This window comes from Candidatus Limnocylindrales bacterium (assembly GCA_035559535.1).
GTDB lineage: Bacteria > Moduliflexota > Moduliflexia > Moduliflexales > JAUQPW01 > JAUQPW01.
The window spans coordinates 189,344-204,782 of sequence record DATMBG010000012.1 but is presented as its reverse complement, the minus strand read 5'-3'; the positions used below and the strand labels follow the sequence as shown (position 1 = coordinate 204,782).

Here is a 15,439-nt window from a genome sequence, read left to right as displayed (position 1 = left end):
TTTCCATTTTTCCTCCCTGTATTTTCAATTCTCTACCACCTGAACCTGCAAACCTTCCTTGTCTACCTCTAAAACCAGAACATCGCATTCAATTCCATAGGATTGAAATACGGCTTTCATAACTTCCCCAATCTGGGCTTCTTTATCTGTGGCCAGGGCTAAAATGGCCGAACCTGCTCCACTCAAAGCACATCCTTTAGCTCCTGCTTTCAAGGCGGCTTCAAGAACTTCCGGTAAAGGTTTAATGAGGTTTTTTCGATAAATCTGATGGACTCGGTCCTCCATAGCAAAGCTCAAAAAATCAATATGACCCGTGAGAAGAGCCGCCACCAATATGGCTGTTCGGCTTGTATTAAAAAGAACATCCTGAAAGGGTATTTTATCCGGAAGGCATTTTCGAGCTTCTTCGGTAGAAATATAAAAATCCGGTATGGCCAGAACTACCCGAAGACGGGCCGGGAAATCACACCTTATAAACTTAACTCCTGTTTCGGTCAAACAAGACACAGTAAATCCGCCATAGAAGGCCGGGATTACATTATCCGGGTGCCCTTCTAATTTAATGGCGAAATCGACAATATCCTCCTCTGTTAAAGGATTTCCAAGTAAGAAATTGGCCCCTACCAGTCCGGCTAACCGGGCGGTTGCGCTTCCTCCGAGCCCCCCTGAAGTGGGAATAGAACTTCGGATGAGAATTTTAAACCTGTAATCGGCCCCCCCTACTCTATTTACCAGTAATTGAGCAGATTGATAGACCAGATTCTCCTCATTCTCAGGATATACACCTTTTCCCTTCCCTATTATCTGCACCTGGGGTTCTCCTTCGGTTAAGGTGATTTCATAAATATTATAAAGGGTTAAAGCAAGTCCTAAGGTATCCATTCCCGGACCCAGATTACTTGTAGAAGCAGGTACTTTTATAATAATTTTCTTCTCTTTCATCCTCATAAGACCCTATCTCCAGAGGGGAAGATGTTAGTTATTATAACTACTCGATCAGATAAGTAATCAGCTATGAAAATCTTTATAAGATATAATCTAATCACGAATTCAGAAAGATGAATAGGAAATAGCAGCTTTAAATTTTCCTACCTCGTTCCAACTTCATCCCGCGTAAGGTTCTTTAAACTTCATAAAGAAATAACCCGGATTTATCGACCCTGACCTGACACCGTCACGGCTTCCATTTTGGATTGATAGTGAATAAGAAAAAGCAGGTTATCTATCAAACCTTCAAACAAATCCTGACTTTACTTCAGACTCTCCGGCGTGTCAAAGCATTTTTCCTTGTACAGTATTTTCATTTGGAAATGCAGTATTCATTACTTTTTAAGCTTGACAAATCTAAGTAAGTATTATATTCCATAGCTAATTATTTACTCTCCTCTGTGAAATGGGTAAGCCCCATAGAAGAAGTTTTATACCTCGGGGTAGGGTAAGGACAATTATTTCCTTGAAGGAAAACGAATGATATATTATAAAGTAACTAATAATTTTTTAGAAAAGATATAGGTAAGGATTAACTTTAAGCTATATTTTGAAGGGAGAAAACGGATTATGTTTTCCATTCTGAGTTGGTTTTCTAACGATCTGGGAATTGATCTGGGTACGGCAAACACCCTAGTTTATGTCAAAGGTAAGGGGATTGTTTTAAGTGAGCCCTCCATTGTAGCCATCCATACTCAAAGCAATAAAGTCGTCGCCGTCGGTAAAGAAGCTAAGGAAATGCTGGGAAGGACTCCAGGTAATATTGTAGCCATTCGACCTATGAAAGATGGGGTAATTGCAGATTTCAAGCATACTGAGGAGATGTTACGACATTTTATTAAAAAAGTTCATAATCGAAAACGGCTGATTCGTCCCAGGATAGTCATAGGCGTTCCTTCTGGGATTACCGAAGTGGAAAAAAAAGCTATTAAAGATTCCGCTCTTCAGGCCGGAGCCAGTGAAGTTTATCTGGTCGAGGAACCTATGGCTGCTGCCTTAGGCGTGGGATTACCCGTTGATGAACCTTCAGGAAACATGATCGTGGATATTGGTGGAGGAACCACGGAGGTAGCTGTTATATCCCTTGCCGGCATTGTGTATAGTAAATCTATCCGGGTTGCCGGAGATGAAATGGACGAAGCCATCGTGCAATATGTAAAGCGAAAATATAACCTGCTGATCGGAGAACGAACGGCTGAACTGATTAAAATGACCCTGGGTTCGGCTTATCCTCTGGAGGAAGAACGCACCATGGAGATCAAAGGTCGGGATTTAGTAGCCGGAATTCCAAAAACCCTGACCATATCCAGCGAAGAAATCCGAGATGCCCTTGCAGAGCCAGTATCAGCCATTGTAGAAGCCGTGAAGATAGCTCTAGAACGAACCCCTCCTGAATTATCCTCCGATATCATCGATAAAGGTATCGTACTGGCGGGAGGAGGAGCTCTGTTAAAAAACCTGGATATTCGACTCAAAGAAGAAACAGGCCTCCCTATTACCCTGGCCGAAGACCCTTTAACCGCCGTAGTCCTTGGAACCGGTAAGATGTTGAGCCATGTGGATTTATTGAGTAAAGTGACCGTGAACTGATCCAAGAGGGAAAATAATAGGGAAGTATGGGAGTATGGGGGTATGGGAGTATAAAATAGAAGAATAAATCCTATACTCCCATACCTCCCTACTCCCATACCCCCATACTCCCATACTCTTATAGATGGTAAAGCTCCTGGTTAGATATAAACCTATTTCTACTCTATTCGGCTTACTGGTCGCCTCCTTCATACTCCTTTCAGTACAAACCAAAGCCCCTAATCCTACAGCTTTTCTGGAGAAGTATGCTCTGGTAGGTATCTATCCTCTGCAACTGGCAGTCTCCCAGGCCATGGATAAGATCCACCTTGTCTGGAAAAAATATATTTACCTTGTAAACCTGGAAGAGGAAAATGCCCGGTTACGAGAACAGGTTCGAATTCTTCAAATGGAAAAAAATGAATACGTGGAGAATGCCTTAGCTTACGAAAGATTAAAGAACACCCTGAACTGGGTCGATGTAACAAGTTTGAGTACCATACTGGCCAGAGTGATCGGACGAGACTCCACCAATTGGGCCAGTAGTATTTTAATAGACAAAGGGTCGAATCATAACATAGAACCTAATCTTGCTGTGATCACCCATGAAGGAATTGTGGGATATACCCTGAGTGTATCCCCTCGAGCTTCTAAAGTTCTCCTCGCCACAGATCCCAATTGCAGTATCGCCGCCATCATCCAGAGAACACGAGATCAAGGGGTTGTTCAAGGTCAGCTCACCAATTACTACAAAATGAAGTACTTGGTTCAAGGAGCCGATGTAATCGAAGGGGATATGGTTATTTCCTCCGGATTAGGAGGAGTTTTCCCTAAAGGACTTGTAATTGGAAAAATCGCAAGAATCAATAAGAAAAGTGATGGCCTTTTTTTGGATGTCGATATAGAACCAAGTGTTAATTTCTCAAAATTAGAAGAAGTGTTTGTGGTTAAAAACAAGTAGATGTATTTTGCCTGTATTATCGGATTTTCACTGCTTGCACTTGTTCTCCAGACAACTTTATTTAGTAAAATCCCCCTACATGGAGCCAAACCGGATCTGATTCTTATCATTGTGAGTTATTTGAGTTTGGCAAAAGGCGCAGAAACCGGCTCTGTCTTAGGATTCTTGTTGGGATTACTGCAAGATATCCTCTCTGGTGTGTTCTTGGGTTCAAATGCCCTGGCTAAAACTATCTTGGGATTTGTATTAGGAAGTATCGGCAAAAGGCTTTATGTGAACAGTCTGCTGTTACAGATATTTTTTGTCTTTATTCTGACTTTCGTAGACGAAATGCTCCTGGCCGGTTTGGCTCTGATGCTAAAGTCTTATTCAACCCAGGATATTCTAAATCAGTGGATTCGTATAGCTCCCTCAGAAGCCATCTACAACTCTGTGCTGTGCCCTTTTGTTATCGTCCCTTTTAAACTTGTAGAAGCAACCTTTGGATCCCCACAAAAATAATGGGTTTCCTTTTATCCGCTTTTTTACCAACAACCTGGCTGGGGTAGGGGCGGATCTAGGATCCGCCCGTACTCAGAGCCTTTCATCCTTTTCATAAAGATTTGACTTCGTAAAAAGGTCAAAGAGGACAGATGATTCATCTCATGGGTTTATCCCAATTTCCGATAAAAATAAAAAAAGAAATTCCTTGACAAGGATAATCCCTTAACATAACTTTCTCTGTTTGAGACATAATTTCAACTTGAAGAGCCTTTTCAATTCAACTATCTTATTCAAAATCTTGTGGTTAAGAGAGTAAAGGTCAGGTATACAGGAGGATTAATTTGTACGCTATCAAAGTCGATCGGGTTTCTAAGTCATTTAAATTGAGAAAGCGATATCGCCAAGCCCCCACCTTTAAATCCTGGATTATTAACCTCATGAAAGGTCAGCGGATTCTCCAACCTGCTGAGACTTTTTGGGCTTTGCAGAATATTTCCTTCGAGGTTCCAAAAGGAAAAACTGTAGGTATTATAGGAAATAATGGTTCGGGTAAGAGCACATTGTTGAAAATTATTGCCGGGCTTCAGCGGCCTTCTCAGGGTAAGGTCAAAGTAAACGGTCGATTATCGGCCCTCATTGAGTTGGGTGCAGGTTTCCATCCTGAATTTACAGGACGGGAAAACATTTTTATTAATGGGATCATATTGGGTTTAAGTCGGAAGGAGATTTACAAAAAATTTGATGAGATTGTCCGATTTGCAGAGCTCGAGGAGTTTATAGATAATCCGGTGAAAACGTATTCCTCAGGAATGTATATGCGATTGGCGTTTTCTATTGCCATTGCAGTAGAGCCAGATATCTTTCTCATCGATGAGCTCTTTGCAGTGGGGGATGCCGCGTTTCAACACAAGTGTAATGCTAAAATTAATCGATTCCGAAGTGAAGGGAAGACCATTGTTTTGATCACCCATGACCTGAGTGCTATCGAGAAATACTGCGACGAGGTCATCTGGCTGGATAAAGGCATCCTTCGTGGTAAGGGAAAAGCAAGGGAAATCGTTAATGCTTATCTGGAAGATATAGCCCAAAAGGAACGACAGGAAAGTATAAACTCCCAAGAATCCGGGAGGAATGGTTATGAATCCATACCTGGCAGAGAAAATTTACGACGATGGGGTTCGCGGGAGGTTGAAATAACCAGTGTAGAGTTATTCAATGGAAATGGAGAACCCTGTTCTCTTTACAGGACAGGGGATAAGATGAAGATTGAAATTACCTACATGGCCCATCGAACGATTCAAGATCCTGTATTTGGAATAGGAATCTTCCGCAATGATGGGGCTTATTGCTACGGGACTAACACTTATATTGAGGATCTTGATGTGGATACTTCAACCGGTAAAGGCAAAGTCAAGATTTACTTTGATCGGCTTGATTTAACCGGAGGAATTTATTTATTGGATGTGGCCGTACACGCCAAGGATGGAACTCCTTATGATTATCAAAGTCAAATGTACTCCTTTGAGGTTCAGAGTTCTATTCGGGACGTGGGAATTTATCGTCCCCCCCATCATTGGGAATTTGAAAAGTTATGATTTGGAACCCAAGCTAATTCAGGTAGTCCCGAAGGCGTTTGGCCAGAGCTCTATGTCTGAGGCGATGTTTCGTGCGGCTTTCAATTTGCCGGACCCTCTCCCGACTTAAATTCATCAACTTTCCAACTTCCTCTAAGGTCATTGGTTTTTGACCATCTAACCCATAACGCAGGCGCAAAATCTTCTCTTCCCGGGGATCCAGACCCTTCAGAAGTTCTTCAAATTGGTCCTGGAAAGATTGATTTAACAAAATTTCATCGGCTGCCGGATACTGTTTGGCTTCCATAAAATCGATGAAGGTGGTACTGTCCTCTCCATCGGAGAGGGGTGCATCCAGAGATAGATAATTTCTGGAAATTCTCATAATATTCTCTACATCCTTAACCGGTACATCTAACTTTTCAGAAAGCTCCTCCGGCGTAGGTTCTCGACCGTTATTTTCTTGAATCATTTCGTTATAGAGCTGACTGATCTTGTATAAAAGGCCCGCCTGCTTAAGGGGTAGCCTCACAGCACCCGACTGTTCGGCTAAAGCTTGCATAATCGCTTGACGAATCCACCAAACAGCGTAGGAAATGAATTTAACTCCTTTGGAAGGATCGAATCTTTTGGCAGCTTCAATCAGGCCGATATTTCCTTCATTGATGAGATCGGGTAAAGATAAACCACACCCCTGATATCCCTGGGCAACTTTAACGACAAACTTTAAGTTTCCCTCCACTAACCGCTTGAGCGCTTCCTGATCTCCTTGTTGAATCCGCATGGCTAATTGTTCTTCTTCCTCTCGTGTGGTAATGGAAAACTTACTGATTTCCCTCAGATAGGTACTCAAGGTATCATGAGAGACATATTTATGAGAACCCTCGAAATCCATAATCACCCTTACTTTCTTTACCATCTAGAAGATTTACTTGGGTAGGGGTAAGCCCTTTAAGCTTAAGGCAGGTTTCCCGTTCACCCAAAGGATTTTGTCCCCTCTTTAATCTTCTGCTTTTACAATACCCCCCTTTGAGGCCTTAACCAGGAAACTACTGGAATTTTTTTTCGCCTCTTCCGCTTCCTTAGCCAGATGATACTGAATGTAGTTCATCATCTCGATCATGACCTGTTGCATCTTCTCCATTTTCTCCCGCATACTCAGAATAACTTCCACTCCTGCCAAATTTACACCCAGATCCCGCGTTAAACTAAGGATAGTTCGAAGCCTCTCGATGTCCTCTTCTGAGTAGAGCCGGGTATTCCCTTCGGTTCGAGAAGGAACAATTAACCCCTCGCGTTCGTAAAGTCGGAGGGTCTGAGGATGAATACCAAGCATTTCAGAAACTACACTGATCATGAATAAAGGTTTACCTTTATTTGCCATAGCCCTCACTCCGAACCTGCAGCCTATTCGGGTTGATCACTTTATTAATCCCTGCATTCGGTAACCTTTTCAAGATTTAAAACCCAGGGAAGGGAGACTCCATTTTTTCCCCACCAAGCAAAGCCCCATCCCGTTTCCTACTTTTCCTCTCAATGGGGGACGTAAGATTGTAAATGAGATCTTGGATTCTGAGGATGCAGGCGTTCAAGTTCCCTTAAAAGTTGTTCCATGCGGGGGTCCACATTTTTCGGTGTAACGACTTTAACCGTAACAAATTGATCTCCACGGCCGGTACCTTTGAGATGAGGCATTCCTTTTCCTCGCAATCGAAATATCTGCCCACTTTCGGTTCCCATGGGAATCGTCATCGTAGCTTCGCCATCAACCGTTGGAACCTTAATTTTAGCACCTAAAGTCGCCTCAATAAAGGTAATAGGAACTTCACAGTAGAGATTATCTCCTTTTCGTTCAAAGAAGGGATGAGGTCGAACACGAGTAGTGATATATAAATCTCCCGGGGAGCCCCCTCTTTTTCCGACATTCCCTTTATTCGGAACTCGAATTTTGGACCCATTATCAACTCCCGCCGGAATCTTCACCGAGATCTTTTCTGATTGAAGGATCACACCGCTTCCCTGACAGGTTCGACATGGATTTTTATTGATTTTTCCACTTCCTTTACAAAGGGAACAGGTCTGAAAAGTATTTAAGAATCCCGTGGAGGTACGAACCTGCCCAGTCCCCTTACACACTGAGCAGGTCTCCAAGTAAAATCCCCGCTCAGTGCCCATTCCATGACAGGATGGACAGGAAACCTCCCGTTGTAACCGGATCCTTGTGTTTAATCCCTGAACCGCATCCTCAAAACTCAGATCCATGGTGTACTGAATATCACTCCCCTTAACAGGTTCCGATGCAGGACTCTCTTCTCGCTTCCCGCCAAACATGTTTCCCAAAATATCCCCCAGATCTCCCACCTTAAAACCTGATTTTTTAAAATCAAAGTTAGAAAAATCAAATTGACTAAAGTCGGACCATCGAGAACTCTCCGGCTTATCCGCTCCATTCCGATCCAACTGGTGCCCGAATTTATCGTACATGGCCCGTTTCTCCGGATCACTTAGAACCTGATACGCTTCACTGATCTCCTTAAACTTAGCTTCGGCACTTTTATCATTAGGATTCACATCTGGGTGATATTTTCGGGCCAACTTCCGATAGGCTGCTTTAATTTCTTTTTCCGAAGCCTTCTTGGAAACGTTTAATACTTCATAATAATCCCGCTTCTTCATAACCTATCCCATTTTTTTATCCTCTGAGATCCTTCAACCTTTTCGTATCTCCCCTTCCCGGATAGGGTAATACCAGTAAGCCGAGGCGATAGGTTTAAACCTACCTCCCCGTTATCAACATACCACCTTGAGTCTATTCTTGTCAAGTTACTTACAATCAGAAATATTAGATCTTATACACTCTCTTTATGAGGGCTTATAGGATATCGGGGGAAGCTGAGAGAAGTCGGTGTCCAGAAAGTCCCTGGCCAGGGCTTCCAAAAATCGCCCGGCGGTTTGAGCAATAAGTTGGCAGGTCTCTAAATCGGGAAAAAGCAACTTGAGTTGCAAATCATTTTTTGCTTTAATGACCCTTTCCTCGATAAATTTACGACCCATCAGGGATTTACCGGTTTCTTCCTCGATGCTATCTAAAAGAAGCGGCATGGAGGCAATTTCGGGATTGCAAGTTTCAAATTTGAGTGCAACGGCCTTCAAAGCAGTTTCTACAGCAAGATAGTAAGAAAACAAAGCCAAGCTGAGATTTAAATCGGTTTCTCGGGAAAGATATTCTTGTCCCTTTTGATAGAGAGATTTGGAAAATTTCAGCAGGTTGATATAAGGATTCTCTTCTATGGGAGGGGTCTCTGAAAAAGAAGCCGGTATAATTTCTTCTAACACCCGGGGAGACTCCGCAAGATTTGGAATCCTGGATATAGAAGAGTCTTCTGTTAATCCTTGTCTAGAAGATTCCAGAGTCTGTTGCATAGAAGAAGTAAGACCCTTATCTTGAGGTTTTTCTTGCTCAGGGATCAACTCTTCAAGACGGGTCGAACGCCCTTCCTGGGAAGTAGCCTGGGTCGCAAAAAAATCTTCCTCAGAGGAAAGAGGGGTCGGCATTTCTTCCTTATCTTCAAGGGCAAACCCCAATAAATCCTCCATTTCGGATTTTTCTTCTTGTTCCCGGACAAATTCTAACAAATCCTTGGCCCCCGCTTTCTCTTCTGATCCAGGACCAACTCCCGGTAAATCTTCATCTTCCATTTTTTCTTCAATCCCAAAATCTAGCAGATCTTCATTTTCTCCAAAAAAGGAGGATTCTTGAAGTTTTTCTCCAGACTCTTCATACTCCGGCTCTAACTTAAAATCCAACGAGCTATCCTCTAAGGGTAAAGAATCTGTGGACGCTTCAGAAGTTTGGGGAGGGTTAAAGGTAGTTTCGTCCTCTTGAGAATCCTTTAAAGGGCCTAAAAAGTTTTCCAAATCTCGAAATGCCTGCGCTTCAACTTCCTTCAGATCAAAAAATTGGGATTGCAGAGGTTCATCGCTGACAAGGGGGAGGGTGGTAAGCTCTGCTTCCTCGATCTGTACATTATCTCCATATCCAATGGGCTTTGAAGAAGCCAGAAGATCCTCAAAGGAGGAAGATGGGGAAGGTTGAGGTTGATCCATGGGAGGCAATAGATCCGACTCCAGCTCGAGTCCGGTCAATTCTTCTTCAGAAAAAGTTAACGCAGGCTCCTCCAGGGTAAGATCCATAATATCCTGGGAGGCAACAGGAACAGTTTCCTCCGGCTCTTCGATTTTCTTCTCCATCTGAGGTTTAGGTATCTCTGCGACTTTAGGTTTCTGATCTCCCAGGAGACGCTTCTCCAAATATTCCAGGGTCATTTTGGAGATAGCCTCCAGGGCTTCCATGACCCCACGTCCTTGACTGGCCACCGTCTCAAAATAAGGAAGACCCCTTGAATTTAGATCTCGATTTAATTCTTCAACAGACAAAGGAGATTCTACGTCCCGTTTATTATATTCATACACTAAAGGTAAATCTTCTAAACGTTGTCCCTGCTCTAAAAGGTTCTCCTGAAGATTTTTAAAACTTTCTATATTAGCTTGACGACGGGCTCTTTGAGAATCTGCAACAAAAACAATGGCATCGGCCCCTTGGAGGACTAACTTCCTCGTATTATTATATTTAACTTGTCCAGGAACCGTATATAATTGAAATTTAAGCTTGAATCCCTTTATTTCTCCCAACTTAAGAGGAAGGAGATCAAAAAAAATGGTTCGATCGGTTTCAGTTGCCAAAGACAGGAGCTTTCCTCGTTGGTTTGGAGCTATCTTTTGATGAATAACCTGAAGGGAAGTGGTCTTCCCACATACCGCAGGTCCATAATAAACGATTTTGGCGGTTATTTCCCTGTTCGCATAATTAAAAATTGCCATTTTTAAACCAGGAGCCCGGAGTCAGGAAATTTTCTTTCCTCTGATCTCCAGGATTCCACCTTCTCATTTTACTTCTATTCTTTTCTCTCTTAAACTGTTTTAGCTAGCGTTTAAGCTTAGCCCCACACTTAAGGCAAAATTTCTCCTTAGCAGGAGTAGCCTTTCCACAGCGATCGCAGTTCACCATAGCCACAGCAGAGAGATCGATTTCTTCGGGCATTTCCTCCTCAGAAGATAGATCCTCTAAGGAAGGTATATGGGAACTGATATCGACCCACACCTCGTCACCTTCTCCTTCATAAGATCCATCTGAGCTAACTCCCGCCGAGATACCTTGTTTCTCCGTCTGTTCAGGCTCTTTTTGCTCCGTATACCGGGACATTTCTTCCAGAAGCGAGATTCCTTTAAGTCCTTCAGCCTTTAAGAGATCCAGATAGAAGGCAATGGTTGATTCAATTTTAGCAATCCGATCACTCCAGGACTTAATCTCATTTTTCTTAGCTTCTTCCTTTTCCAGCAGAACCTCATCACTGTATTCTCCCACCATATGTCGGACTTTAATCTCCTCCAGGTCGTCCTTGAGCTCTTCCAGTTTCAAATCAAACTCTTCTTTTTTCGCCTTGGAGTCGTCCAGATCTTCCTTGGCAGACTGCTGCATTTGGATAAATTCTGGGTCTTTAAAAATGTTAGCCCGGCGGGTCTGGTACTCGGTGAGGAGTTTGTGATAGACTTTTTCTTTAACTTGATCCCGGATCTCTTCCAGCTTTTGGATATACCCTTGAAGGGTTTCTGCATTCCGAATCAGGTCTTTAAACTTAGCCATCTGTACATCACTTAATCTCAAGTCTACATCCGATGTTCGAGGTGATATATCCATAGGGGCTGGTTCAGAAGTCTCCGGGCCCCTGGATTTCTCTAACCTTTCCTTCTCAGACCCGACAGGAGATACCTCTACAGTTTCCGGTTGCTTATCCTGGGTTATTATTTGGGTTTCTAAGAATCCAACTCCAGGCACTTCGACTTTTTCCTCTTCAGCTATCCTATCCAAATCGATGACACGCCCAGCTTGTTGAGATTCTTCTTGGGGAGGAGACTCCAATAAGATATCTCCAGTTTCCGCCCATTCTTCTCCGGACAGTCCTTCTTTCAAGAGAGAACTCTCCTCCAGCTCTTGGGTTAATTCCTTTTCTGCCAGTATATCCACTTCCTCCAGGGAAGAATGACCTCCCAGAGCGCTCTCGGCCATCTCCTGAGGAAGTTCCTCTTCCACCAACAGATCCTCTTCCGGTTGGATAACCCTTCCCCCAGAACCCTCTTCCAGGTCATGGGGGAGTTCCTTTTCCATCAATATATCTGCCTCATCCGATGGTAATGCGTCTTTTTCTTCTAAAGAACCTTCACCCAACGGGAGGACGAAATCCTTTGCCATCATGGTAACGGCTCCCTCTAACTCACTTTCGGCCTCTAAAGAACTTTCCTCCATGCCGCGGGCGAGTTCCTTTTCTACCAGTCGGGTTGCCTCATCCAGTTGAGAATTATCTTCCATCCCTCCCTCTGGAGGTTCGGTTAAATCCTTGGATAAAGAGCCTGCCTCCTTCACCAAAGGAACTACCTGTTCGCTATCTAACTCCTCAGAGATTGAAGGAAATTCTTCACCGATATTTTCAGCTTTATCTTGCACAAAACTTAAGGTCTCCCCGGCTTTTTCTATCTCCTCCAGGCTGGTCATAAAACTTTCCTTATCCAGATTTTCTAAAATCTTTTGGACTTCACTGTCTTCCTGATCCAGATCCAGGTCGATATCCGCCATCTTCATGATTTCTTCATCTGTCATCGTCATCATCTCATCCAAAACCTTCGTCTCTTCCCGATCTTTTTCAAGGGCATTTAAAATATCTAAATCTTTATCCGGGTTCTCTTCTTGATCTTTTTCCAGAGTATTTAAAATATCTAGATCTTTAAGGTAATCTTCGTCTGAAATCTCAAATTCCATAGATTCTGAATCTTCATTTTCCTTTGGTTTTTCATTTTTCTTGTCATTCATGGTCTTTCTCCCAACACCCCATCATGGAGTGAAATGACTCTCTCAAAAGCCAAAATTCATGGCGATCTTCAAGTAAGAAAAGGCAATTAAAAACTAAAATAAGTGATTAATAACTCATAATGGATTCAACACTTATTGTCAAGAAAAAAGTAAGAACTAAGAATACGAGGGAGGGAGGAAGGGAGGGAAAATTAAAAAGTAAGACTCAACCTATTCTTTGGTCTTTAATACGATAGGCGATAAGTTTTTCTCCCTTGGGAGTTGAAAGGGTTATCGCTTCGGCCTGGGTTTTTCCCTGGATTTGTTCATACATCTCCGGGCTAATCACTACCTCACCGGCCTGGGCTCCTTCGCCGTAATACAAGACCCGGTTGATCGCGGGACCAACAACGATAAATTCCATCCAGCTCTCCGAGCCCACGAAACCACACACTATTTCCCCAAAATGAATTCCAATACCGACATTACAACTGATCTGTCCTCTCAAGGTCCGTATGGCATTGAGTTTGGTCAGGATTGCTTGAATTTCTATCGCTGCCTGTAGAGCTTTTTGCTGTTGTTGGGGATCTGGCTCAGGACTACCGAATACGGCCAGAATCGTACCGTCTACGCACCGGCTAATCGTGCCATCGTATTTGAAGATAATTTTAACCAATGTAGTGAGGTAATAGTTGAGCAAGTCCAGAACCTCTTTTGCATTCATGGAAGCACTTAAACTCGCAAATTCACACATGCGCGAGTAAAGAAGGGTCGCCCTGGTTTTTTTACCACCGGGCCGTAGCCGACCTCGATGGGTTTTTTCCACTAATTTTTCACGGACTTCAGGTGGAAAGGTGGGAAACAATTTTTTCACCAAAGCCACATGACGCTGCAACTCATCTTGACGTTTATAATTTGCCACGGCCATGGCGGCATAGTGGGAAATAATCACCAGCAACTGCAGATCATTTCTGTCAAAAGCTGGACCGATTTTATGATTATCTACGCATAAGACCCCCAGGGGTCTATCCTTCCACAATAAGGGAGCACACATACCGGATTCAACAGGTAATTCCATTACATCGGAAAGGGGTATGTCCACAGGATTTTTAGGGGATTTCTGTGAGTATACCTTACGGCACCAGATAAAAGCTTTACGATTCTCTAAAGCTTGTTGGGCCATGGCCGTATTCACAACCGGTTCACCGGCAGAGAGATAGGCTTTCAGAAGCTGTCCCGTTGAAGGATCTCGGAATAACAAGGCCCCGCATTTTGACCTAGGAACGATCTCCATGGCCCGCTCCACAATTTCCTGTAACAACACATTCAGGCGTACTTCTTCCGCAAATCTCAAGGGTAATTCGTAGAAAAATGTTAACCACTTCGCAGCATTTTCAATAACAGCTTCGACAGGAAAGATCGGCTTATTTGCATCTAACACCTCTATGATTTCAGGTGGGGGTTCCAGGGCTTGGAAAGTTGAGGCTTCTTCGGATCCTAATGCAGGCAGATCTGTAACCTGAATCTGCAATCTGGTTTTACCAACCCGGATAAGATGGTTACCTCGGGGTAGGGGCCATTTTCCTTTTCCTTTAATTTCCTCGCCATTAACCCGGGTTCCATTATTACTATCGAGATCTTCGATCCACCAGGCTCCTTCTTCCATCCAGATCCTGGCATGGAGACGGGATACAAATCGGTCAGAAGTAAGATCCACGTCAGGCACTAAACCTTCCATGGCACGACCAATAAGCACATCATCATGGAAAACTTTTTCTTCCTCCTTCCCCTGATAGGAGTAGGTAATTTTTATTACGGTGGCCGGTTCTGCCACCTCTTTTCTTGCTTCCTCAGCCGTCGGTGGTTGCTCTTTATCCTGCTCCTTTTCAACTGTCGGCTCTACTTCCTTATCCCTAGGGGTAGGTCTCTGTTCCAACTCCCTTTCAAGGGGTAGGGGTGTGACAGGTTTTTTTACCAGTCTTTCATAGATCTCTGTCAGATATTCCCATACCGTACGAAAATCCGAGAATCGACGAACAGGGTCTTTGGCAAGGCAGGTTTCAATAATCTTATTTAACTCTGGGGGTTGTTGACCGAGTATCGGAAGAGACTGGGTTTTGTGAAGATGTTCAAACTCCTGCCAGCTCTGTCCCTCAAACGGAGGTCGTCCAGTAATCATCTGGAAGAGCATCACACCGAACGAATAGATATCTGTACGTACGTCTCGATGGGTGATATCCTCGAACTGTTCAGGTGCCAGATAGGCCAAAGTTTCTACTTCTAACCCTAGACGGCTAAGATCCTTATGGGGATATTGTAAAGGGGAGATTTCTACTTCTTTTTCACTGGCTGCTGGAAGCTTTCCAAACAACCGTCCCAGCAATTTACTGAGCTTTTTCTCCCCCTCACCAACCTTCTCGACTTCTCCGTTCGTTTTACGGATCCGGTCCAGCACCTTCACCAGACCGAAGTCTGTTATTTTTAAAGTATTATCCTCTGTGATCAGGCAATTTTGAGGCTTGATATTTCCATGTACCGTCACACCGTTGGATAAAGCATGGGTCATTCCATTACAGAACTGCATGGCAAATCTCAGAATTTGCGGTAAATCTTCCATTAAGCGTGGGGTACCGATCCAGCCACTTAAATCTCCCCCCCCAATATATTCCAGGAACAGAAAGGGAATTCCTCCTATCTTCTGCACAAGATGGGCTTTGGTAACATTCTGATGAACATTCAGACAAACCCAAGCCAGGGCTTCCTGCACAAAACATTCAGCAATATCGGGGCTATAGGTGAAGATTTCTTCCCGAAGGGTCTTGACGGCAAAGGGTTTATTCAATTCCCGGTTATGAACCAAATAGACAATACTTATAGGACCCTGTAAAATTTTATAAACTTCCCAGCGACCCTGGATCTTATCACCAATTTCCCACCTGACCGACATGAAATTCTTCACTT

At 43.5% G+C, this 15,439-nt stretch carries 11 protein-coding genes; 4 read left to right on the top strand and 7 right to left on the bottom strand.

Annotated features, from left to right (window positions below):
* Window positions 1-24 precede the first annotated feature (24 nt).
* Window positions 25-942, bottom strand: a complete 918-nt coding sequence (gene thrB, locus VNM22_03815) for a homoserine kinase (GenBank protein ID HWP46268.1) — start codon at window positions 940-942, stop codon at window positions 25-27.
* Window positions 943-1,557: 615 nt separating this feature from the next.
* Between thrB and VNM22_03810 the strand changes: the two genes are divergently transcribed.
* The 4 genes from VNM22_03810 to VNM22_03795 all read left to right on the top strand — a co-directional run bounded on the left by VNM22_03810 (window position 1,558) and on the right by VNM22_03795 (window position 5,595).
* Window positions 1,558-2,577 (top strand): rod shape-determining protein, encoded by a 1,020-nt coding sequence (locus tag VNM22_03810; GenBank protein ID HWP46267.1) that lies wholly within the window; start codon window positions 1,558-1,560, stop codon window positions 2,575-2,577.
* Window positions 2,578-2,701: 124 nt separating this feature from the next.
* Window positions 2,702-3,517: a rod shape-determining protein MreC gene (mreC, locus tag VNM22_03805; GenBank protein HWP46266.1), complete on the top strand. Its 816-nt coding sequence runs from the start codon at window positions 2,702-2,704 to the stop codon at window positions 3,515-3,517.
* Entirely contained in the window at window positions 3,518-4,018 is a 501-nt protein-coding gene (gene mreD, locus VNM22_03800) for a rod shape-determining protein MreD (protein HWP46265.1), read from the top strand. It abuts the gene before it with no gap.
* Window positions 4,019-4,341: 323 nt separating this feature from the next.
* Window positions 4,342-5,595: an ABC transporter ATP-binding protein gene (locus VNM22_03795; GenBank protein HWP46264.1), complete on the top strand. Its 1,254-nt coding sequence runs from the start codon at window positions 4,342-4,344 to the stop codon at window positions 5,593-5,595.
* 13 nt (window positions 5,596-5,608) lie between these two features.
* Here the strand turns inward: VNM22_03795 and VNM22_03790 are convergent, their stop codons facing one another.
* The 6 genes from VNM22_03790 to VNM22_03765 all read right to left on the bottom strand — a co-directional run bounded on the left by VNM22_03790 (window position 5,609) and on the right by VNM22_03765 (window position 15,425).
* Window positions 5,609-6,469 (bottom strand): RNA polymerase sigma factor RpoD/SigA, encoded by an 861-nt coding sequence (locus VNM22_03790; GenBank protein ID HWP46263.1) that lies wholly within the window; start codon window positions 6,467-6,469, stop codon window positions 5,609-5,611.
* Window positions 6,470-6,574: 105 nt separating this feature from the next.
* Window positions 6,575-6,958: a MerR family transcriptional regulator gene (locus tag VNM22_03785; protein ID HWP46262.1), complete on the bottom strand. Its 384-nt coding sequence runs from the start codon at window positions 6,956-6,958 to the stop codon at window positions 6,575-6,577.
* A gap of 149 nt (window positions 6,959-7,107) precedes the next feature.
* Entirely contained in the window at window positions 7,108-8,250 is a 1,143-nt protein-coding gene (dnaJ, locus tag VNM22_03780; GenBank protein HWP46261.1) for a molecular chaperone DnaJ, read from the bottom strand.
* Between the two features lie 186 nt (window positions 8,251-8,436).
* On the bottom strand, window positions 8,437-10,455 hold the full coding sequence (locus tag VNM22_03775) for an ADP-ribosylation factor-like protein (GenBank protein HWP46260.1): 2,019 nt from the start codon (window positions 10,453-10,455) through the stop codon (window positions 8,437-8,439).
* A 103-nt stretch (window positions 10,456-10,558) separates the two neighbouring features.
* Window positions 10,559-12,499 carry a hypothetical protein gene (locus VNM22_03770; GenBank protein ID HWP46259.1) on the bottom strand — a complete coding sequence of 647 codons (1,941 nt, stop codon included), beginning with the start codon at window positions 12,497-12,499 and terminating at the stop codon, window positions 10,559-10,561.
* Window positions 12,500-12,704: 205 nt separating this feature from the next.
* Window positions 12,705-15,425 carry a protein kinase gene (locus tag VNM22_03765; protein HWP46258.1) on the bottom strand — a complete coding sequence of 907 codons (2,721 nt, stop codon included), beginning with the start codon at window positions 15,423-15,425 and terminating at the stop codon, window positions 12,705-12,707.
* Window positions 15,426-15,439: the final 14 nt, after the last annotated feature.